Raw genomic sequence first — 19715 nt, forward strand, 5'->3', positions numbered from 1 at the left:
AATGGGGTTTTGCAGGGCGCCTGCGGCCACTGCGGGCCTTGTCACGTCCTGCCTGCGTCCTCAAAACCCTCTGACTTGGCACTTGTGGGTCACTTCGCGCCGGATCGCCGCGAAGAACGGGTTACGCGAAGTGCCCATTTGCAGCATAGTCCTCCGAAAAGTCGTCCAAATACCTGTCCCAACTGGCGAGTCCGAACATGGGAGACAGGTAGTCGTACAGCGCCAAGTATTCGGAGGTCCAGAACATGTCGAAGTCCCATGACACGTTGACACCAAACACGTCCATGTAGTACTGATCCATGTACTCCAAGCCAAGGCCGCCCGGATATGAGTCCATGAGATCGTCATAGGCGTTATTGCACAAATACATGACCGTGTTGGCGTAGATGTCGGTCAGGGTGGCATCTGTCAAGTAGTTCGCAATGAAAAGCGACCAAACCCTGCGGCAGTTAGTGCCCTGTCGGCAAAATCAACGCAGTTGTTGCAAAACGCCGCATAGGCATTGTTGCCTGCGTCCGCCGCTTGAGCGAAGGCCAGCACCGCGTTGTACTGGGCTTGTGTGAGTGTGATTTCGTGAAAGCTGTACGCAGAGGGATTCTTGGAAATCCGATCACTTGTCCGATCCGTTTCGATCTGAACGCCTACACTTGGGCTCAGATTGGCTCCATAGGTGACTTTGGAGCCATCGCCGGCCACCAAAGTGATGTTGACGTGGCCCGTCGGGCCATCGGTAAATTGATTGATCAGCAGGGCTGGCATGTCACGTCCTCATCAGTAGGTAAGCACGAAGGTATCGGAGTCAGCTTCTTTCAACTTGCCGGGTCGACGCCGCGCCAATTCTCGGGCGATGTCTTTGGCCGCAGGTGGGCTCAAAGCTAGCCCTGGCGCATGAAGGTCGCCTATTCCATAGGTGGTCGCATACTTGTCCGGCCCGAAAAGGAACTTTGACGGATGCGCGATGGCAGCCATCATTGCGTTGCACAACATCTCATCGGAGCGGATGAACTCGGCAATCTGAAAAGCGACGCAATGGCCGTTTTTGCCGCAGTACGGTGGGCTGTAAACCACTTTCCATGCCTTGCACCGCAAAGCCAGCCACTCAGCGCGATCATTGCCACATAGCGGCATTTCAGAGAAACGGGTGTGACTCCACGGATCGAATGTTTTGCCAGTTTGCAAATTGAGCTGGCTATGCAAATAGGTGGTGTAGTCGGCGCCCGTCAACTGGATTGAGAGGCTGTTCGTCATCGCATCCTTGTAGCCCATGGCCAAATCGAATGGATCAATGATCCACGCATGAATTGACAGTGGCATCAGCGCCATCAGGCTGCCTATGAAACTTGAAAGGATCGCGATGATCCGCTTTTGCTTCTGAATTTTCATTTGCAAAATCTCCAGAAAATCTGCACAAGCGAGTACCACCGACGTTGAGCGGTCAAAGAGCCGTCAAGTGCGGAGGCTCGTCCATTTTGTTCAATACAGATTGACGACAGCCGTCGGCCTGCCACTCGCCCGCAACTCCACTCGTTTCAGATGCGTGGGCCGTGCCGTGCGCGCAGGTGAACACCCCAAAAGGTGCCTGGCCCGTTGTGGGTCATAGCTGAAACCAGTCCAAACCTCAGCGCCCTCTTGTGGGATGTTCTCGCAAAGCCTGTTGACCGATCGAACAATGCTCTGCCACAGCGTTGGGTCGTCCATCACTGACGGATGAAACTCCATGGACACGCATCCAGACCAATTACTGCAAGCAGCGTCACGGCCGGAATAGGCCACTGAACACACACCCCCACCTAACATCTCTGGAGTGATTTCCCTTAGCTGTGTCGCCTGACACAAAGGCACGTCGTAGTTGACTGGACGCTCAATGACGCGCCGCTTCAACCAAACGTCAGCAGTCCACTTTTCTTTGACAAGCGCATATGCAATTCCATCTTTCGCAGCCCCGGTCAAAGCACCAGGGTCTTTCATGAGTGCCGCCGATGGTGCATTGCATGCAGCCATGGCCAAACACAGCCCAGCACTGGTAGTGCATCTGCTGATTAAAGGCATCTTCTTCCCTATTGGAGTTGACTTGATGCACCACTGTCGCGTAGTCGGTCAACTCAGCCAATAGGACACTTGTTCTATTCAGCGCCAGGACTCGGTACATTCAGTGCCTCGCTGAGCGCGAGAGCGACGGCCTCTGCTCGAGTTGCCACACCCAACTTGGAATACAACTTGGCCAGTTGGTTGCGAATGGTGGCAGGGCTACGCTGCCTCAGGTTGGCCATTTCTTCATTTGTTCGCCCTGCAGCCAGCCACCTGAGCAGCTCGCGCTCGATGAACGTCAGTCTCTGGGTCTTGTTGTGGTTCAGGTCGATGTCGCTCCGGGTGGCCTGAAAGAGCGCAACATGCAGCAATGGGGTCATGATCCTCAGCCGGTGTGCAAGCAGATCGCGGTCAGGCTCAATCGCGACATTCGCGAAACTGAAGTACGAACCCATGCGACTGGTCAGGTCGGGCAGCCCGTGCAAGGCGAGCCGCCCCATGCCGATCAGGGTGGACTCAACGATCTCTCGCTCCGACATCAGATGACGGTCACGCACGGTGCAAGCGATCACCGGCGAACGGGTGTGCAGCCAACGTTGCAGCAAGGGCCGCTCGCGGATGTTGATGGGCTGGGTGACCTGCGCCAAGGCCCAATCGGGGTAATTCACCGCGATGTGATGATGCACCGTGAGGAGATCGAAATGCAGTTGCCCGATGACCGCCAACATGAAACCGTGAGGCACAAGCGGCGTGACATGGTCGAGCACCAAACTTTGGAACGACACTTTGTCGGTGACGCCAACCGCTGCTTCGGCAAAGTTCGAAAAGCACAGCGCGTGCTCGGCGGTCATTTGCATGTCGATTCCCCGCTTTTTGAATACCGTCAAGCGTACGAGCAGTCACGCACGTGCGCCGACATTCAACGGATCGCCCTCACCGAATTTGCAACCAATTGCATCGCTGCGTGGTTGACGGCTATATCTCGTCCCGCGTGGCCAGCAACACGGCCGCCAGGATCAGGCCACCGCCCATCAGCACCGCAGGCCGCAGCGCCTCACCGCCGAACCAAACGGCCGAACCCGCCGCGAAGACGATCTCCGACAGCATCACCACCGAGGTGACCTGCACCGGGATCTGCGAGGCACCGTACTGCATCGCCAGGTTGGACGCGAAAAAGGCCACGCCCATGCCGGCGGCCAGCAAGGCCCAATCCCAGGAGAAAACCGGCCAGCCCGGCACCACCCCTTGCGCCGACAACGCCAAGCCCAGCAAGCCGGGCAGGCAAACGCCGCCCGAGAACATCGCCAGGGCACGTTCGGCCGAGCTGTGGCTGGCAGCGCGACGCAGCAGCACGTTGATCAGCGCAAAGCCGAAGCCACCCGCCAGCCCCAGCCAGTCGGCCAGGCCATTGAAGCGAGGCCAGCCGCCATCGACCGGGCGCAGCACCAGCAGCGCGCCGCCGAGGGCCAGGGCCACACGCACAGCCGCCTTGGCCGTGATGCGCTCGCCGAGCAACCACCACGCCAGGCCCACGGCCCACAGCGGCATCAGGTAGAACAGCAGCACCACGCGCACCACCTCGCCGGTGGCCACGCCCCAATTGAAGGCCGCGTTGGTGAAACCCGTGGCCAGCGCCAGCATCCACAAACCGGGTGAACGCAACACGACGGGCCAGGCCTCGCGTCGGGCCAGGCCGATGGCGAGCACGCCCAGGGCGAAAAACAGCAGGGTCGCCCACAGCGGGTGCAAGCCCATGTCCTGCAGGCGGCGCAAGGGCCACCAGGACAGCCCCCACACGAAGGCGTTGAACAACAAACCCAGGTACGGCATCGGGATCAGGGGTCAGCGGCGCTCGATCACCATGGGCTGGAGCTGCAGCGCTTGCCGCACCTGCATGGCGGCCTGCTGTGCCTCGTGCTTCGATGCATAAGGCCCCGCCTGCAGCTTGTAGTGCGGCGACTCGTGGAAAACCGCCAGCAAGGGCAGCAGGCCCGAGAGCTGGTCGGCGATGCGCTGCTGCAGCTTGTCGACGCCATCGCGGCGGCTCAGGGCAGCCAGCTGCACCCAGAAGCCTCGGGCGGCGGGGGTGTGGGCACGGGCCGTGGGCGCCGTCAACGACGAGTCCCCGAAGGGCGCGGTGCTTTCGGTGTTCAGTGGCGAGGCAAAGGGCGTGGCTCGCGCGGGGCTCTCTGGTGGCACTGGCGCCGCCGCCAAACGCGTGGGGTCGGGATCAAGCACCGTGCCACGCTGCCAGGCCCCGCTGCGGATCTCATCGAAGGTCAGCCGAGCGATCTCGACCTGCCCCACACCGGCTGCGGCGATGTCGAGCTTGATGGCTGCGGCATAGCTCAGGTCGATCACCCGGCCAGAAATGAAGGGCCCGCGGTCGTTGACCCGCACGATCACTTCCTTGCCATTGCGCACGTTGCGCACGCGCACGTAACTGGGGATGGGCAAGGTCTTGTGCGCCGCCGTCAGCCCGTACATGCTGTAGAGCTCACCGCTGGCGGTGCGCCGGCCGTGGAACTTGTTGCCGTACCAGGAGGCCCCACCCTTCTCGCTCCACTCGACATCGCCCCGCAAAGGCTCGTACGACTGCCCCAGCACCACATAAGGTTTGTTGGGTCCGCCCTGCCTGATGGGCTCGATCTGGGGCACCACATCGGGCAAGTCTGCCAGGTTGGGCGGCACGCTCAAGGGCGGGCCATCGCGTTGCGGAGAAGACCCCGGCAATGGCGCCGGAGGCTTCGGCCCCGAAGCGCACCCCGACACCAGCAGGGCCAGCGCCCCACACGCCAGTGCCAGCCCACCGCCCCAACCGGCGCGTGGGCAGCGGCGAGAGAAAGGGGTGGAAGCCATCGAGGCGATGGGGCGTGGGCCTGCGGTTTGCATGGACCGCACCATAACCGATCCTCGCGGCACAATGTGCCCCTTCCTGAAACCGACCGTGACCCCGCCATGTCCACCAAGCCCCGCACCGACTTCGACCACGCTTTCGAGCGTGGCATGCGCAACCGCCGTGCCGCCCTGGGAGACGCCTGGGTCGACAAGTCGGTGGCCAAGGCCAACGCTTTCAACGCCGAGTTCCAGCACTTCATCACCGACTACGCCTGGCACGGCGTGTGGGGCCGCCCCGGCCTGGACTGGAAGACCCGCCGCATCATCGTGATGGCGGTGACCGCCTCGCTGGGCCGCTGGGACGAATTCGAGATCCACATGCGCGGCTCGCTCACCCCAGGCAACGCCCACACCTTGAGCGTCGACGAGGTGCGCGAGGCCCTCATCCAGATCGCCATCTATGCTGGCGTGCCGGCTGCCAACACCGGCTTTGCCAAGGCCCTGGGCATCATGCGCGAGCTCGGCATCGAGCCCCCTGCCCGCCCGGCCGACGACGCCTGGCACCCGGGCGTGGGCCGTTCGGTGTTCACGCAGACGCGCCCCAAGCTGCACGCCACCCTCCGCGAGCCCCGCAGCGGCGAGTACACGCACACCGTGGTGCTCAGCCACGCGCTGGGGCAAGACGGCTCGATGTGGGACCAGGTGGCCAACGAGCTGGCGCGCACCTGCCGTGTCATCTGCCCGGACACGCGCGGCCACGGCCGCTCGCAAATCCCCGCCGAGCCGCTGACGCTGACCGAACTCGCCGCCGACGCCGCCCGCCTGATCGATGAACTTGCCGGTGAGCCCGTGGTCTGGGTCGGCCTGTCCATGGGTGGCCTCATCGGCCAGGAGCTGGCGCTGCGCCACCCCGACAAGGTCAAGGGCCTGGTGCTGGCCAACACCACCTCGGGCTACACCCCGGCGGGCCGCGAAGCCATCGCCGAGCGCATCGCCACCATCGACGCACATGGCCTGCAAGCGATCTCGACCGGCGCCATGCACCGCTTCTTCAGCGAGGCCTTCCGCACGCAACAGGCGGCCGCCGTGTCGCGTCACCAGCGCCTGCTCGAGGCCACCGACCCCGAGGGCTACACCGCCTGCGCCGCCGCCATCTGCGAGGCCGACTTCAGCGGCAAGCTGCACAAGGTTCGCGTGCCATCGCTGGTGATTTCCGGCAGCCTCGACGAAAGCCTGCCGCCGGACACCGCCATCGCCTTGGCCCGCGCCATCACCGGCGCGCAACTGGTCACGCTGCAAGGCTGTGCGCACCTGAGCGCCGTGGAGCAACCACTGGCCTTCGCCGAAGTGGTCGGCGAGTTTGTCGCGGGGCTGTGAGCCGGTGCCGATGCCCGACCTGCCCACGCGCCACCTCGAGCCCCCACAAACGTGAGCGCCGCACCCACCATGAACCCGGCCCAGATGGCCGCGGTTCAGCACCTCGATTCGCCCTGCCTCGTGCTGGCCGGTGCTGGCTCGGGCAAGACGCGCGTGATCACGCACAAGATCGCGCGCCTGCTGCAACCCGGTGACGGCGCCGACCTGGCGCCATCGCAGATCGGCGCCATCACCTTCACCAACAAGGCCGCCGCCGAAATGCGCGAGCGGGTCAAAGCGCTCATCGGCCCCAAGGCCGCTGGCAAGCTGCTGGTGTGCACCTTCCACTCGCTGGGCGTGCGCCTGCTGCGCGAGGACGGTGAAGCCCTGGGCCTCAAACCCAAGTTCTCCATCCTCGACAGCGACGACGTGCTCAGCATCCTGCGCGATGCCGGCGCCACCACCGACGCGAAACTGGCGCGCAGCTGGCAGTGGCAGATCAGCCTGTGGAAGAACCAGGGCATCAGCAGCGGTCATGCGCTGTCCGACGCTGGCAGCGACGACGAGATCCTCGCGGCCAAGGTGATGAAGCTGTACGAGGAGCGCCTGCTGGCCTACCAGGCCGTGGACTTCGACGACCTCATCGGCCTGCCGCTCAAGCTGCTGTCACAACACCCCCATGTGGCTCAGAAGTGGCAGCGCCAACTGCGTCACGTGCTGGTCGACGAGTACCAGGACACCAACGCCACCCAGTACGAGCTGCTCAAGCTGCTGGTCGGCCCCGAAGGCATCTTCACCGCCGTGGGCGACGACGACCAGTCCATCTACGGCTGGCGCGGCGCCACGCTCGACAACCTCAAGCGCTTGCCGCAGGACTACCCCAACCTCAAGGTGATCCCGCTGGAGCAGAACTACCGCTCCACCAGCGCCATCCTGCGCGCGGCCAACAACGTCATCCAGCTCAACCCCAAGCTCTTCCCCAAGACGCTGTGGTCGGACCTGGGCGAAGGCGAGCCAGTCAAAGTGGTCGAGTGCGACAACGAAGAGCACGAGGCCGAACGCGCTGTGGCCCGCATCCAGGCCATCCGCGGCGGCATGCTCAGCAACACGCAACCGGCCGACTGGAACCAGTTCGCCATCCTCTACCGCGCCAACCACCAGGCACGCCCGATCGAACAGGCCCTGCGCCGCGCCAACATCCCCTACAAGGTCTCGGGCGGGCAGAGCTTCTTCGATCGCGCCGAGATCAAGGACCTGTGCGCCTGGCTGCGCCTGCTGCTCAACAACGACGATGACCCGGCTTTTTTGCGCGCGGTGACCACACCCAAACGCGGCATCGGCCACCAGACGCTGGCGGCCCTGGGCGAGTTCGCGGGCAAGTGGAAGGTCAGCCTGTTCGAGGCCTTGTTCTCCGATTCGCTGAGCACCGTGCTCAGCCAGCGCGCGCTCGACGGCCTGCACGAGTTCGGCCGCTACATCAACGACTTCGAATACAAGGCCCGCCAGACCTACGGAGGCGAAGGCGCCAAGGAGCTGCTGCTCGAATGGCTCAAAGACATCGGCTACGAGCAGCACCTCTACGACAACGAAGAAAACGAAAAAGTGGCCCAGGCCCGCTGGACCAACGTGCTCGACTTCATCGACTGGGTGGCCAAGCGCTGCGGTGGCGACATCGAGGCCGACGGTGGCATGACCACCGAGAGCGAGCGCCGCAGCGTGATCGAGGTGGCGCAGACCATCGCGTTGATCACCTCGCTGGCCGAGCGCGAGTCCGACCAGAATGCCGTGGTGCTGTCGACCCTGCACGCCTCTAAGGGCCTGGAGTGGCCTCACGTGGTGCTGGCCGGCACCAACGAGGGCATCCTGCCCTTCTGCCGCGACGAAGAAGACATGACGCCGCAGCAGGTCGAAGAAGAACGCCGACTCATGTACGTGGGCATCACGCGCGCGCGCTTGAGCCTGAGCGTGAGCGTGCTCAAGCGCCGCAAGAAGGGCCGAGACTACGTGCAGGCCACGCCCAGCCGTTTCGTGGCCGAGATGAAGCTCGGCGAAGGCGGCCCCAAGGAAGACCCACGAGAGAAGCTGCGGCGGCTGCGCGAAGAAATGGCAGCGAAAGCGCGCAACGCGCCGCCGCCAGGCGGGGCTTGAGCCGGCTCGCAGGCAAGGTTTCCAACCGGCCGCACCGAGCGCCGGGAAAAGCGCCGGAGGACGCGCCGGAAGACGCGTTGGACAAAGCGCCAGACAAAAAAAACCCGAGCGCCGCAAGCGGCCCCGGGTTCTGAAATGTCACCCTGAACGAGGTGAGTGGAGAGAAAAAACGAAACAAGCCCCTGTGAGACACCGCCCTGATGCGAAAGTTCCACAGGTCTGAAACGATTTGTATCGCGCGGCTGCAAAACATGCAACAGAAAGTCGCTTCTTGACCCTGTTTTTCAGGGCTAACCCCTAGGTGAAACCGCTCCCGCCGGGATCGGGGACAATCTGCGGCTCGCGCAGGGGCGACGGCGCCCCCACCGCTGCACCCGTCCCAAGGAACCCTCATGGAATGCACCATCAACTGGCAGCCTGCCTCCGGCATGGCCTTCATGGCTGAAACCGGCAGCGGCCACATCATCAACATGGACGGCGCTCCGGAAGGCGGTGGCCGCAACCTCGCGCCCCGCCCCATGGAAACCGTGCTGGCCGGCACCGGTGGTTGCACGGCCTACGACGTGGTGCTGATCCTCAAGCGAGGCCGCCACGACGTGCGCGGCTGCCAGGTCAAGATCACGGCCGACCGCGCCGAGGTCGATCCCAAGGTCTTCACGAAAGTGAACATGCACTTCGTCGTGACCGGCGTGAACCTCCCCGACACCGCCGTGGCCCGCGCCATCCAGATGTCGCACGAGAAATACTGCTCGGCCTCGATCATGATCGGCAAGACCGCCGAGATCACCACCAGCTTCGAGGTGATCGCCGCCTGATGGCCGCCCGGTCGCGACCGGGCGCCGCTTGCGCGGCGTCTGGGCTGCGATCAGATGCGGTGCGCCGTGGTCGTCATGACCCGGGCGGCCAGCTTCATCAGGCCCCGCACGGGCGCCGGCAACGGCACCCCACCGGCCTTCTCGGCCGCGTCCGCGTGAGCCACCTCATCGTCCCGCATCTGCGCCACGATGGCGCGCGAGGCAGCGTCGGCTGCAGGCAGCTTGTCCATGTGGCTGTTGAGGTGCGCCTCGACCTGGCGCTCGGTCTCGACGACAAAGCCCAGGCTGTGGCGATCCCCCACCTTCGCGGCCACCAGCCCGATGGCAAAAGCGCCGGCGTACCACAGCGGGTTGAGCAGGCTGGTGCGCCCGCCCAGCTCCTTGATGCGTTGCTCCGTCCAGGCCAGGTGGTCGGTTTCTTCGGCCGCCGCAGCTTCAAACTGAGCCTTGAGCACCGGGTCATTGGTGCCCCAGGCCTGCGAGGCGTAGAGCGCCTGCGCGCACACCTCGCCCACGTGGTTGACGCGCATCAGCGCAGCCGACAGGCGCTTTTCTTCGGCAGTCAAGGCCGGGGCCTCACCGCCCCCCTCCGGGCGCGGACAGGGCCGAGCGGCCACGTGCGAGCCCAAGGAGGTGCGCAGGGCGTTGTCGATGCTCAGGATGACGCGGTCCAGCGCATCGTGCCGGATGGCGGAATTCGGGGCGAAAGAGGAAGCAGAAGCGGCGCGGTTCATGTCACGCATCCTAGCGCGGCGCGAGGGCCAAGGGCTTGCGGCGGATCAGCCCATGCACGACAACGCCGCGCCAGCGCATCAACGCTGCATGAGCCCTCGGCTCTTGGCGATCGACATCAGCAACCCCAGCGCCAGGCCCAGCGTGACCATGGCCGTGCCACCGTAGCTGATGAACGGCAGCGGCACACCCACCACCGGCAAGATGCCGCTGACCATGCCCATGTTGACGAAGGCGTAGGTGAAAAAGCTCAACGACAGGCTGCCCGCCAGCAGGCGCGAGAACAGCGTGGGCGCTTGCGAGGCGATGTACAGGCCTCGGTAGATCAGCGCCAGAAAACCGATCATCAGCAAGGCGTTGCCGAACAGCCCGTGCTCTTCGGAGTAGGACGCGAAAGCGAAGTCGGTGGTGCGCTCGGGGATGAACTCCAGGTGGGTTTGCGTGCCCTGCATGAAGCCCTTGCCTGCCACCCCGCCCGAGCCGATGGCGATCATGCCCTGGATGATGTGAAAGCCTTTGCCCAGTGGGTCGGACGTCGGGTCCAGCAGCGTGCAGACGCGGTTCTTCTGGTAGTCGTGCAGGCCCACCCACTTCACCCCTGGCTGACACAGGTCGTCCTGAAAACCCACGATCAGGCTCACGCCCAGCGCCCCGGCCAACAGGGTTGGCACGATGAGCTTCCAGCTCAGGCCAGCAAAGAAGATGACGTACAGCCCCGAGGTGAGCACCAGCATGGAGGTGCCCAGGTCGGGCTGCTTGAGCACCAGCGCAAAAGGCAGCAGCAGCAGCCCACCCGCGACCAGGAAGTCGGGCGTGCGCAACTGCCCCTCTCGGCGCTGGAACCACCAGGCCAGCATCAGCGGCGCGGCGATCTTGGCGATCTCGGAGGGCTGGATGACGATGCCGATGTTGAGCCAGCGGGTCGCGCCCTTCTTGGTGATGCCGAAGATCGCCGTGGCGATCAGCAGCACCACACCGACGGTGTAGAGCGGCACGGCGATGGCCATCAGGCGCTGGGGCGGCACCTGCGCCACCAGGAACAGCACCCCCGCGCCCAACAGCATGTTGCGGGCGTGGTCGGCAAAGCGGGTGCCATGGTCGAAGCCGACCGAGTACATGTTGGCCAGGCCCAGCAGGCACATGTACAGGATGATGCACACCAGCGGCAGGTCAAAGCCCTGGAAGATGGGTTTGATGCGTTGAAGCAGCGACGGCTTCTCGAAAGCGATGTTCATGGTGTGCCCCTCGGGCTGGAGGCGGTCGATGCGGCCGCAGCAGTGGCAGCAGACGCGGAAGGCGGGGCGGGCACGGCAGGGGCGACGGGTACAGCTGGCGCGGTTGGTGCGCTGGGCGCATTTGGCACGGTCGCCGCGGTCGGCGCGGTCGGCCCGCTCACATCGGCTCCGAAGGCGTCGGTGCCTTTGGGCAGAGGCACCTCGGAGGCCTTGCGCGCCACCCCCACCGGGGCCGACGCACGGCTTTGTTGAACCAACGCGATGTCCTCTTCACTGGGGTAGATGCCCAGCAGCAGGTAATCGAGCACGCGCCGGGCAATCGGCGCAGCGGCCATGGAGCCAAAGCCGGCGTTCTCGACGATCACCGCGAGGGCCACGCGCGGGTTGTCCACCGGGGCGAAGGCCTCGTAGAGCGAGTGGTCTCGCTTGTACTCGTCCATGCGCGAAGCCACGTACTTCTCGTTCTGGCGCAGGCCCACGGCCTGGGCCGTGCCCGTCTTGCCGCCGCTGAGGTAGCCAGCCCCCGCGAACACGCGCGTGCCCGTGCCTTCCTGCGTCACGCCGAACATGGCCTCGCGGATCAGGGCGGTGTGTTCCGGCTTGAGCGGCAGCGCGTCGATCGCCTCGCGCACCGGGATCATGCGTTCACGCGTGACCACGTTTTCGATCTCGCGCACCACGCGCGGCTGAAAGCGCTGCCCGTCGCTGACCACGGTGGACAGCGCCGTCGCCACCTGCAGCATGGTGAAGGTGTTGTAGCCCTGGCCGATGCCCAGCGAGATGGTTTCGCCCGCGTACCACTTGCGTTGCTCCGGCCGACGGTAGGCTTTGCGCTTCCAGTCGGTGGACGGCAGGATGCCCGTGACCTCGCCCTTGAGGTCGATGCCCGTCAGGCGCCCGAAACCCAGCTGCGACATCTGGTCGTGGATCAGGTCCACGCCCATCTCGTTGGCCAGGGTGTAGAAGTAGACGTTGCTGGACTCGACGATGGCGCGACGCATGTTCATCGCACCGCCACGCTCGTTCTCGGGGCTGCGGAACCTGTGGCCACCAAAGACGAACACGCCGTTGTCCATGATGATGGTGTCGGGGCGGCGCTTGTTGGCGTTGAGCGCGGCCAGGGCCATGAAGGGCTTGTAGGTTGAGCCCGGCGGGTAGGTGCCTCGAAGCGCCCGGTTGAGCAACGGCTTGTCGGCGCTCTCGTTGAGCTCTTTCCAGTTCTCGCTGTCGATGCCGTCGACGAACAGGTTGGGGTCGAACGTGGGCTTGGAGACGAAGGCCAGCACCTCGCCGTTGCGCGGGTCGATCGCCACCAGCGCGCCGCGGCGGTCACCAAACAGCCGCTCGATCAGGCCCTGCAGCCGGATGTCGATCGACAGGTGCACCGTGTTGCCCGGCGTGGCGGGGTTCGAGCGCAAGCGGCGCACGGCCCGGCCGCCCGCGCTGGTTTCAACCTCTTCGAAGCCGGTGATGCCGTGCAGCTCGCGCTCGTAGCTCTGCTCGATGCCCAGCTTGCCGATGTACTCGGTGCCCCGGTAGTTGGCCTGCTCTTCTTCAGGCCAGTCATCCATGGCCTGCGCCTCGCGCTGGTTGATGCGGCCGATGTAGCCCAGCACGTGGCTGGCCAGCTCGCCATACGGGTAGTGGCGGAACAAGCGCGCCTGGATGTCTACCCCGGTGAAACGATAGCGCTGGGCGATGAAGCGCGCCACCTCTTCGTCGCTGAGCTTGGTGCGAATCGGGATGGACTCGAAGCTCCTGGACTCTTCGCGCAGGCGCTTGAATCGGCGGCGGTCACGCGGCTGGATGTCGACGATCTCGGCCAGGGCGTTGATCGTGGCTTCGACGTCATCGACCTTGGAGGGCGTGATCTCGAGCGTGTAGGCCGAGTAGTTGTTGGCCAGGACCACGCCGTTGCGGTCGACGATCAGGCCACGGTTGGGCACGATGGGCACGACGGCCACGCGGTTGGCCTCGGCGCGGTTGGCCAGGTCGTCGTGCCGCACCACCTGCAGCACCACCAGGCGAAAAGCCAGCAAACCAAAGCAGAACAGCACGAAGCCGGCCGCAGCCCACAAGCGGGCGCGAAAGCGGCCCAGCTCCTGTTCGAGGTTCTTGAGCTCGGTCATGGGCTGCGCGTCACAGCGGCCGGTTCTTGTCGCGATCGGGCGGGCGACGCTGAGGCGCCAGCAGGACCGTGGTGACCAAAGGCCACATCAGCGACTCGAAGACCGGGGCCAACAACAGGCCCCAGCCCGGGAAGCTCGCCCCCGAGAGCATGCGCACCAGCAACGCCACCACGTGCGCGGCGGCGAACAGCGGCAGGATCTGCAAGGCTTGCGAGCCCACCGTGAACCACAGCAGCCGGCGGTGCACCGTGATGGCGAAAAAGCTCAGCAGCGTGTAGGCCAAGGCGTGCTGCCCGAGCAAGGCACCTTGGCGCACATCGATGCAAAGCCCGAAGAAAAACGCCACGCCCACGCCCACGCGACGCGGCTGGTGCACGTTCCAGAACACGAGGGCCACGGCCAGGAAATCGGGCACACCCGGCCAGCGGCCCCAGGGCAGCAGGTTCAGGCCCAGCGCCAGCAAGAGCGAGAACCAGATGAAGACCGGGTTGACCGGCAGCAACAGCTCGTTGCCACGGGGCATCATGGGCGGCCTCCTGGCTTGCTGGCGGACGCCGCACCACTGGCACCCTGGCTTGCGCCAGGTGATGCCGCGCCACGGCCGACGACCGCCTGAGCGGCCGATGCGGGGTGAGAAGCAGCGTGCCCGGCAACGCGGGCGTGTGCACGGGCGGCTGCCGCGGCGGCCGATGCAGCGGCCACGTTGGCCGCGGAAGCCACGCTGGGCGCGTCGACAGCGGCCGCAGGCCCCCCCGGCACCGTGGCCTGAGCGGGGCCTTCCAGCCCATGACCGGTGGTCTGCAGCAGCAACACATAGCGGCTGCTCTCGGGGTTGGACAGCGGGGTCAGCACGATGCGGGCAAAGGCCGAATCGGCACGTCGGTCGATGCGGGCCACCTGGGCCACGGGCAAGCCGGGCGGGTAGACCCCATCCAGGCCCGAGGTTTCGAGTCGATCGCCCACCTGCACATCGGCGTTGCCGGCCATGAAGCGCAACTCCATGCCGCGAGACTGAGGCAGGCCGTAGGCCACGCCACGCTGCTCGGTGCGCACGTTGACGACCGGCACGGCCGCATCCTGGTCGATCACCAGCGTGACCTCGGAGGTCAGGGGGTAGACGCGTGTGACCTGCCCGATGACACCCGCCGGGTCGATCACGGGGGAACCCAACCCCACACCGTGCGCCCCACCCCGGTCGATGACGACCTTGCGGGTGTACGGGTCTTGGGTGGCGTAGAGGATTTCAGCCGAAGTGCTGGGCACATCCAGGCGGGGGCGCAGCTCCAGCAGGGCCCGCAAGCGGGCGTTTTCGCGCAGCAGGTCGTCGACGCGCATCACGCGCTCGGCCTGCGCGGTGATCTGCCGCTCGGCTCGGGCCTGCATCGCGCGCGCTTCGTCCAGGCCGGCAAAATAGTGCGCCATGGTGTCCCAAGCCCGCGAAGGCGCGAGCAACCCTTGCTGCACCGGGTGCAGCACCGTGGCCACCGCAGCGCGCAAGGGTTGGGTCATCTTCCAGCGGGCATCGGCCACCATCAGCAGCACGGCCAGCGCCGAAAAAAACGTCAGGCGCGTGAACGCCGACGGCCCTTGCTTGAAGAAGGGCGGCGGCGATCGGTCCAGCGTGGCCAGTGGCATGTTGGCGACTCAACCCCGTGGGGGTGTCAGCAAACGGCAATTCAGCATGCTGACTGCAACCACCGCCTGCGCCTAGAGGGGCTAACTCGGGGCTTACTCCGAGGTGAAGATCGAGCCCAGGCGCTCCATGCGCTCCAGGGCCATGCCGCAACCGCGCACCACGCAGGTCAGCGGGTCTTCGGCGACCAGCACAGGCAGGCCGGTTTCTTCGGCCAGCAGGCGGTCCAGGTCGCGCAGCAGGGCGCCACCACCGGTCAGCATCATGCCGCGCTCGGCGATGTCGGCGCCCAGCTCGGGCGGGGTCTGCTCCAGCGCGTTCTTGACGGCGGACACGATCTGGTTGAGCGGGTCGGTCAGGGCCTCCAGGATCTCGTTGGACGAGATCGTGAAGCTGCGCGGCACGCCTTCGGACAGGTTGCGGCCCTTGACTTCCATCTCCTTGACCTCGGAGCCGGGGAAGGCCGAACCGATTTCCTTCTTGATGGCTTCGGCGGTGGGCTCGCCGATCAGCATGCCGTAGTTGCGGCGGATGTAGTTGATGATGGACTCATCGAACTTGTCGCCGCCGACGCGCACGCTGCCCTTGTAGACCATGCCGCCCAGCGAGATCACGCCGACCTCGGTGGTGCCGCCGCCGATGTCGACGACCATGGAGCCAGAAGCTTCAGAAACCGGCAGGCCGGCACCGATGGCAGCCGCCATGGGCTCTTCGATCAGGTAGACCTCGGAGGCACCGGCGCCCAGGGCGGATTCGCGGATGGCACGGCGCTCGACCTGGGTGGAACCGCAGGGCACGCAGATGATGATCCTGGGCGACGGCTTGAGCACCGAGCGCGGATGGACCATCTTGATGAACTGCTTGAGCATCTGCTCGGTGACGGTGAAGTCGGCGATCACGCCGTCCTTCATCGGGCGGATGGCCTCGATGTTGCCGGGCACCTTGCCCAGCATGGCCTTGGCTTCGGAGCCGACGGCCTGGATGGTCTTCTTGCCGTTGGGGCCGCCTTCGTGGCGGATCGAGACCACCGAGGGCTCGTCGAGCACGATGCCCTTGCCACGCACGTAGATCAGCGTGTTGGCCGTGCCCAGGTCGATGGCCAGGTCGGTGGAGAAGTACTTGCGAAACATGGAATACATGGCGGTGGCGCTCCGGCCTGCGAAGCGGGGCGGCACCCGAGGGGCGCGGATGGCTCACGCGGCTCGGCCCTCATGCCTGCCCACCGGCCAGCAGGCCTTATGGTGTTCGGTGACGGGGTATCGGTCGGTGCGTGGCGCCCCTGCGAAACGCCCCCTTCAACCCGGGAACGGCCGCCTTGGCCACTGACACTTGTGGATAACCTAGGATAATACCCGAAGGGCCGGCCCATTCCGGGCTGCGCCAGACCTGTTTACGCCCCCGAAACACACCATGGCCCTGACCTCTGACGACGTCGGCCGCATCGCCCAACTGGCGCGCCTCGAACTGCGCGACGACGAGGCGGCCGCGATGCTGACCCAACTGAACGAGTTCTTCGACATCGTCGAGAAGATGCGCGCCGTCGACACCTCCGGCGTCGAGCCCCTCTACACCCCGCTGTCGGCCATCGAGGACGTGACGCTGCGCCTGCGCGAGGACGCCGTCACCGAGACCAACCAGCGCGACGCCAACATGGCCAACGCCCCGGCCCGCGACGAAGGCCTGTTCCTGGTGCCGAAGGTGATCGAATGACGTCTTCTTCCATTGCATTGCACGACCTGACCCTGGCCCAGCAGAGCCAGGCCCTGGCCAGCGGCCAGACCACCTCCGTGGCCCTGACCCAGCATGTGCTGGAGCGCATCGCCGCGCACACCAACCTGGGCGCCTTCCTGCACGTGGACGCCGAAGGCGCCCTGACCCAGGCCGCCTCCGCCGACGCTCGCCGCGCCGCTGGCCAGGCCCTGGGCCCGCTCGATGGCGTGCCCATCGCGCACAAGGACATCTTCGTGACGCAGGGCCTGCCCACCACGGCGGCTTCCAAGATGCTCAAGGGCTACCAGAGCCCGTTTGACGCCACCATCGTGGCCAAGCTCAAGGCCGCCGGCACGGTGACCGTGGGCAAGGTCAACTGCGACGAGTTCGCCATGGGTGGCGCCACCGAGAACTCGGCCTATGGCGTGGCCCGCAACCCCTGGATGCTGGAACAGATCGCCGGCGGCTCGTCCGGTGGCTCGGCCGTGGCCGTCTCGGGCCGCCTGGTCGCAGGCGCCACGGGCTCGGACACCGGCGGCTCGATCCGCCAGCCGGCCGCGCTCACCGGCATCACCGGCATCAAACCGACGTACGGCCGCTGCTCGCGCTACGGCATGATCGCGTTCGCCTCGTCGCTCGACCAGGCCGGCCCGATGGCCCGCACGGCCGAAGACTGCGCCTTGCTGCTGCAGGCCATGAGCGGCTTCGACGAACGCGACGCCACCAGCGCGCAACAGCCCGTGCCCGACTTCGTGGCCGCGCTGAACACGCCGCGCGCTGGCGCCACCTCCGACAAGCCCCTGCAAGGGCTGCGCGTGGGCGTGCCCAAGGAGTTCTTCGGTGAAGGCGTGAGCGCCGGCGTGCTCGACACCACGCGCGCCGCGCTCAAGCAGCTCGAACAACTCGGCGCCACGCTGGTGGACGTCAGCCTGCCGCGCACCGAGCTGTCGATCCCGGTGTACTACATCATCGCGCCGGCCGAGGCCTCGTCCAACCTGAGCCGCTTCGATGGCGTCAAGTTCGGCCACCGCGCTGCCAAGTACAGCGACTTGAACGACATGTACCGCAAGACCCGCGCCGAAGGCTTCGGCGCCGAGGTCAAGCGCCGCATCATGATCGGCGCCTACGTGCTCTCGCACGGCTACTACGACGCCTACTACCTGCAGGCGCAAAAGCTGCGCCGCATGATTGCCGACGACTTCCAGGCCGCCTTCAAGGACTGCGACGTCATCGCTGGCCCCGTGTCGCCGACGGTGGCGCGCCCGATTGGCTCGTCCACCGACCCGGTGCAGGAGTACCTGGCCGACATCTTCACGCTGCCCGCTTCGCTGGCCGGCCTGCCCGGCATGAGCGTGCCTGCCGGCTTTGGCGAGCAAGGCTTGCCGGTGGGCCTGCAGCTGGTGGGCAACTACTGGCAAGAAGCGCAGCTGCTGCACACGGCGCACGCCTTCCAGCAGGCCACCGACTGGCACACGCGCAAGCCCACGGCCCTGGCCTGATTCAGGCGAGCAGCCCAACGAGACACACACCATGAGTTCCAAACACGTTCGCGGTTACGAGGTCGTCATCGGCATCGAAACCCACGTCCAGCTCTCGACGCAATCGAAGATCTTCTCGGGCGCCTCGACGCAGTTCGGCGCCGAGCCCAACACCCAGGCCTGCCCGGTGGACATGGCCCTGCCCGGCACGCTGCCGGTGATGAACAAAGGCGCCGTCGAACGCGCCATCGCGTTCGGTTTGTCGGTGGGTTCGACCATCGCGCCCCGCTCGATCTTCGCGCGCAAGAACTACTTCTACCCCGACCTGCCCAAGGGCTACCAGATCAGCCAGTACGAGATCCCCGTCGTGCAGGGCGGCTCGGTCAGCTTCTTCGTGGGCGACACGCCGCACACCGTGCGCCTGGTGCGCGCCCACCTCGAAGAGGACGCCGGCAAATCGCTGCACGACGACTTCATCGGCTTCAACGGCGAGAAGTCCTCGGGCATCGACCTCAACCGCGCGGGCACGCCGCTCATCGAGATCGTGACCGAGCCCGACCTGCGCTGCAGCGCCGAAGCCGCCGAGTACGCGCGTGCGCTGCACACGCTGGTGGTGTGGCTGGGCATCTGCGACGGCAACATGCAGGAAGGCTCGTTCCGCTGCGACGTCAACGTGTCGGTGCGCAAGCCCGGCGCGCCCCTGGGCACGCGCCGCGAGATCAAGAACCTCAACAGCTTCAAGCACATCGTCCAGGCCACCGACTACGAGATCAACTGGCAGATCGACCAGATCGAAGACGGCTACGCAATCCAGCAGGCCACGGTGCTGTTCAACCCGGACACGGGCGAGACGCGCGCCATGCGCACCAAGGAAGACGCGCACGACTACCGCTACTTCCCCGACCCCGACCTGCCGCCGCTGGTGATCTCGCCGGAGTGGGTCGAGCGCGTGCGTTCGCAGATGCCAGAGCTGCCGCGCGTGATGGCAGAGCGCTTCGTTCGCGACCACGGTCTGTCAGCGTACGACGCAAGCATGCTCACGCAATCGAAGAGCTTTGCCAGCTACTTCGAAACGTTGGTCCAGCTGACATCCGAACCCAAGCTGTCTGCCAACTGGATGCTGGGCGAGGTATCTGCGCTCGTCAACCGCACCGGCCTGACCATCGATGACGTCGAGATCCCCGGCCCCTGCGAGGTTGCGTCGATCATCAACCGCATCAAGGACGGCACGATCAGCCACAGTGGCGCCAAGACCTTGTTTGGTGCGATACACAAGCGAACTGTCGCCGAGATCGACGAAGTCGCCGCGATCATCGATCGCCTCATCGCCGAAAAAGACCTCAAGCAGATGAGCGACACCGGCGAGCTGGAAAAGATCCTCGACGACATCCTGGCGGCCAACGCCAAGTCGGTCGAAGAGTTCCGCGCCGGCAAGGAAAAGGCCTTCAACGCGCTCGTTGGTCAGGCCATGAAGGCCACCAAGGGCAAGGCCAACCCGGCCACCGTCAACGAGCTGCTCAAGAAGAAGCTCGCGGGTTGATGGCAGGTTGGGCGGACAGCAGCGCTCGCCCAACCCATCCCGCCAAAGAAACCGGCAATCTGGCGCCTTGAGC

18 protein-coding genes are annotated in these 19715 nt (G+C 65.5%); 6 read left to right on the plus strand and 12 right to left on the minus strand.

What is annotated here, in order from left to right; genetic code table 11:
* Positions 1 to 121 precede the first annotated feature (121 nt).
* The 6 genes from ABG80_RS10265 to ABG80_RS21945 form a co-directional block, all read right to left on the minus strand.
* The gene (locus tag ABG80_RS10265; protein ID WP_058087591.1) at positions 122 to 412 is read right to left on the minus strand and encodes a hypothetical protein; all 291 of its coding nucleotides are present in this window, start codon (positions 410 to 412) and stop codon (positions 122 to 124) included.
* Positions 409 to 759: a hypothetical protein gene (locus ABG80_RS21935; protein WP_152987563.1), complete on the minus strand. Its 351-nt coding sequence runs from the start codon at positions 757 to 759 to the stop codon at positions 409 to 411. Before ABG80_RS21935 ends, ABG80_RS10265 begins: the two co-directional genes overlap by 4 nt.
* A 12-nt stretch (positions 760 to 771) precedes the next feature.
* Positions 772 to 1383, minus strand: a complete 612-nt coding sequence (locus ABG80_RS10270; protein ID WP_152987564.1) for a hypothetical protein — start codon at positions 1381 to 1383, stop codon at positions 772 to 774.
* A gap of 740 nt (positions 1384 to 2123) precedes the next feature.
* Positions 2124 to 2885 carry a helix-turn-helix transcriptional regulator gene (locus ABG80_RS10275; protein WP_058087593.1) on the minus strand — a complete coding sequence of 254 codons (762 nt, stop codon included), beginning with the start codon at positions 2883 to 2885 and terminating at the stop codon, positions 2124 to 2126.
* A 118-nt stretch (positions 2886 to 3003) separates the two neighbouring features.
* Entirely contained in the window at positions 3004 to 3858 is an 855-nt protein-coding gene (locus ABG80_RS21940; RefSeq protein WP_058087594.1) for a DMT family transporter, read from the minus strand.
* Positions 3859 to 3870: 12 nt separating this feature from the next.
* Positions 3871 to 4920, minus strand: coding sequence for a septal ring lytic transglycosylase RlpA family protein (locus ABG80_RS21945; protein ID WP_235513816.1), 1050 nt, complete (start codon positions 4918 to 4920; stop codon positions 3871 to 3873).
* Positions 4921 to 4986: 66 nt separating this feature from the next.
* Between ABG80_RS21945 and pcaCD the strand changes: the two genes are divergently transcribed.
* From pcaCD to ABG80_RS10300, 3 genes are all read left to right on the plus strand, one after another.
* Entirely contained in the window at positions 4987 to 6243 is a 1257-nt protein-coding gene (gene pcaCD, locus ABG80_RS10290) for a bifunctional 4-carboxymuconolactone decarboxylase/3-oxoadipate enol-lactonase PcaCD (protein WP_058087596.1), read from the plus strand.
* Positions 6244 to 6312: 69 nt separating this feature from the next.
* Positions 6313 to 8370, plus strand: coding sequence for an ATP-dependent helicase (locus ABG80_RS10295; protein WP_268760968.1), 2058 nt, complete (start codon positions 6313 to 6315; stop codon positions 8368 to 8370).
* Positions 8371 to 8762: 392 nt separating this feature from the next.
* The gene (locus tag ABG80_RS10300; protein WP_058087598.1) at positions 8763 to 9185 is read left to right on the plus strand and encodes an OsmC family protein; all 423 of its coding nucleotides are present in this window, start codon (positions 8763 to 8765) and stop codon (positions 9183 to 9185) included.
* Between the two features lie 50 nt (positions 9186 to 9235).
* Here ABG80_RS10300 and coq7 read toward each other — a convergent pair whose 3' ends face one another.
* The 6 genes from coq7 to ABG80_RS10330 form a co-directional block, all read right to left on the minus strand.
* Positions 9236 to 9919 carry a 2-polyprenyl-3-methyl-6-methoxy-1,4-benzoquinone monooxygenase gene (coq7, locus tag ABG80_RS10305; protein ID WP_058087643.1) on the minus strand — a complete coding sequence of 228 codons (684 nt, stop codon included), beginning with the start codon at positions 9917 to 9919 and terminating at the stop codon, positions 9236 to 9238.
* 78 nt (positions 9920 to 9997) lie between these two features.
* Positions 9998 to 11152, minus strand: coding sequence for a rod shape-determining protein RodA (rodA, locus tag ABG80_RS10310; RefSeq protein WP_058087599.1), 1155 nt, complete (start codon positions 11150 to 11152; stop codon positions 9998 to 10000).
* Positions 11149 to 13281, minus strand: coding sequence for a penicillin-binding protein 2 (mrdA, locus tag ABG80_RS10315; protein ID WP_058087600.1), 2133 nt, complete (start codon positions 13279 to 13281; stop codon positions 11149 to 11151). The genes rodA and mrdA overlap by 4 nt, the downstream gene beginning before the upstream one ends.
* A gap of 10 nt (positions 13282 to 13291) precedes the next feature.
* Complete coding sequence (gene mreD / locus ABG80_RS10320) at positions 13292 to 13807, minus strand: rod shape-determining protein MreD (RefSeq protein ID WP_058087601.1); 516 nt, start codon at positions 13805 to 13807, stop codon at positions 13292 to 13294.
* On the minus strand, positions 13804 to 14916 hold the full coding sequence (mreC, locus tag ABG80_RS10325) for a rod shape-determining protein MreC (protein ID WP_083505990.1): 1113 nt from the start codon (positions 14914 to 14916) through the stop codon (positions 13804 to 13806). The genes mreD and mreC overlap by 4 nt, the downstream gene beginning before the upstream one ends.
* A 93-nt stretch (positions 14917 to 15009) precedes the next feature.
* Positions 15010 to 16053 carry a rod shape-determining protein gene (locus ABG80_RS10330; RefSeq protein ID WP_058087602.1) on the minus strand — a complete coding sequence of 348 codons (1044 nt, stop codon included), beginning with the start codon at positions 16051 to 16053 and terminating at the stop codon, positions 15010 to 15012.
* A 271-nt stretch (positions 16054 to 16324) separates the two neighbouring features.
* Between ABG80_RS10330 and gatC the strand changes: the two genes are divergently transcribed.
* The 3 genes from gatC to gatB are packed head-to-tail and all read left to right on the plus strand — an operon-like array spanning position 16325 to position 19642.
* Positions 16325 to 16624 carry an Asp-tRNA(Asn)/Glu-tRNA(Gln) amidotransferase subunit GatC gene (gatC, locus tag ABG80_RS10335; protein ID WP_058087603.1) on the plus strand — a complete coding sequence of 100 codons (300 nt, stop codon included), beginning with the start codon at positions 16325 to 16327 and terminating at the stop codon, positions 16622 to 16624.
* Positions 16621 to 18123, plus strand: a complete 1503-nt coding sequence (gene gatA / locus ABG80_RS10340; RefSeq protein ID WP_058087604.1) for an Asp-tRNA(Asn)/Glu-tRNA(Gln) amidotransferase subunit GatA — start codon at positions 16621 to 16623, stop codon at positions 18121 to 18123. Before gatC ends, gatA begins: the two co-directional genes overlap by 4 nt.
* 31 nt (positions 18124 to 18154) lie before the next feature.
* The gene (gene gatB, locus ABG80_RS10345) at positions 18155 to 19642 is read left to right on the plus strand and encodes an Asp-tRNA(Asn)/Glu-tRNA(Gln) amidotransferase subunit GatB (RefSeq protein WP_058087605.1); all 1488 of its coding nucleotides are present in this window, start codon (positions 18155 to 18157) and stop codon (positions 19640 to 19642) included.
* Positions 19643 to 19715: the final 73 nt, after the last annotated feature.

This window comes from Aquabacterium parvum, from assembly GCF_001447195.1.
Lineage (GTDB): Bacteria > Pseudomonadota > Gammaproteobacteria > Burkholderiales > Burkholderiaceae_C > Aquabacterium > Aquabacterium parvum.

Bases quoted from the DNA above. Each gene is read 5' to 3' on its own strand.
- ABG80_RS21935 (WP_152987563.1), bottom strand. From the start codon at position 759: ATGCCAGCCCTGCTGATCAATCAATTTACCGATGGCCCGACGGGCCAC.
- ABG80_RS10270 (WP_152987564.1), bottom strand. From the start codon at position 1,383: ATGAAAATTCAGAAGCAAAAGCGGATCATCGCGATCCTTTCAAGTTTC.
- ABG80_RS10275 (WP_058087593.1), bottom strand. From the start codon at position 2,885: ATGCAAATGACCGCCGAGCACGCGCTGTGCTTTTCGAACTTTGCCGAA.
- ABG80_RS21940 (WP_058087594.1), bottom strand. From the start codon at position 3,858: ATGCCGTACCTGGGTTTGTTGTTCAACGCCTTCGTGTGGGGGCTGTCC.
- ABG80_RS21945 (WP_235513816.1), bottom strand. From the start codon at position 4,920: ATGCAAACCGCAGGCCCACGCCCCATCGCCTCGATGGCTTCCACCCCT.
- pcaCD (WP_058087596.1), top strand. From the start codon at position 4,987: ATGTCCACCAAGCCCCGCACCGACTTCGACCACGCTTTCGAGCGTGGC.
- ABG80_RS10295 (WP_268760968.1), top strand. From the start codon at position 6,313: ATGAACCCGGCCCAGATGGCCGCGGTTCAGCACCTCGATTCGCCCTGC.
- ABG80_RS10300 (WP_058087598.1), top strand. From the start codon at position 8,763: ATGGAATGCACCATCAACTGGCAGCCTGCCTCCGGCATGGCCTTCATG.
- coq7 (WP_058087643.1), bottom strand. From the start codon at position 9,919: ATGAACCGCGCCGCTTCTGCTTCCTCTTTCGCCCCGAATTCCGCCATC.
- rodA (WP_058087599.1), bottom strand. From the start codon at position 11,152: ATGAACATCGCTTTCGAGAAGCCGTCGCTGCTTCAACGCATCAAACCC.
- mrdA (WP_058087600.1), bottom strand. From the start codon at position 13,281: ATGACCGAGCTCAAGAACCTCGAACAGGAGCTGGGCCGCTTTCGCGCC.
- mreD (WP_058087601.1), bottom strand. From the start codon at position 13,807: ATGATGCCCCGTGGCAACGAGCTGTTGCTGCCGGTCAACCCGGTCTTC.
- mreC (WP_083505990.1), bottom strand. From the start codon at position 14,916: ATGCCACTGGCCACGCTGGACCGATCGCCGCCGCCCTTCTTCAAGCAA.
- ABG80_RS10330 (WP_058087602.1), bottom strand. From the start codon at position 16,053: ATGTATTCCATGTTTCGCAAGTACTTCTCCACCGACCTGGCCATCGAC.
- gatC (WP_058087603.1), top strand. From the start codon at position 16,325: ATGGCCCTGACCTCTGACGACGTCGGCCGCATCGCCCAACTGGCGCGC.
- gatA (WP_058087604.1), top strand. From the start codon at position 16,621: ATGACGTCTTCTTCCATTGCATTGCACGACCTGACCCTGGCCCAGCAG.
- gatB (WP_058087605.1), top strand. From the start codon at position 18,155: ATGAGTTCCAAACACGTTCGCGGTTACGAGGTCGTCATCGGCATCGAA.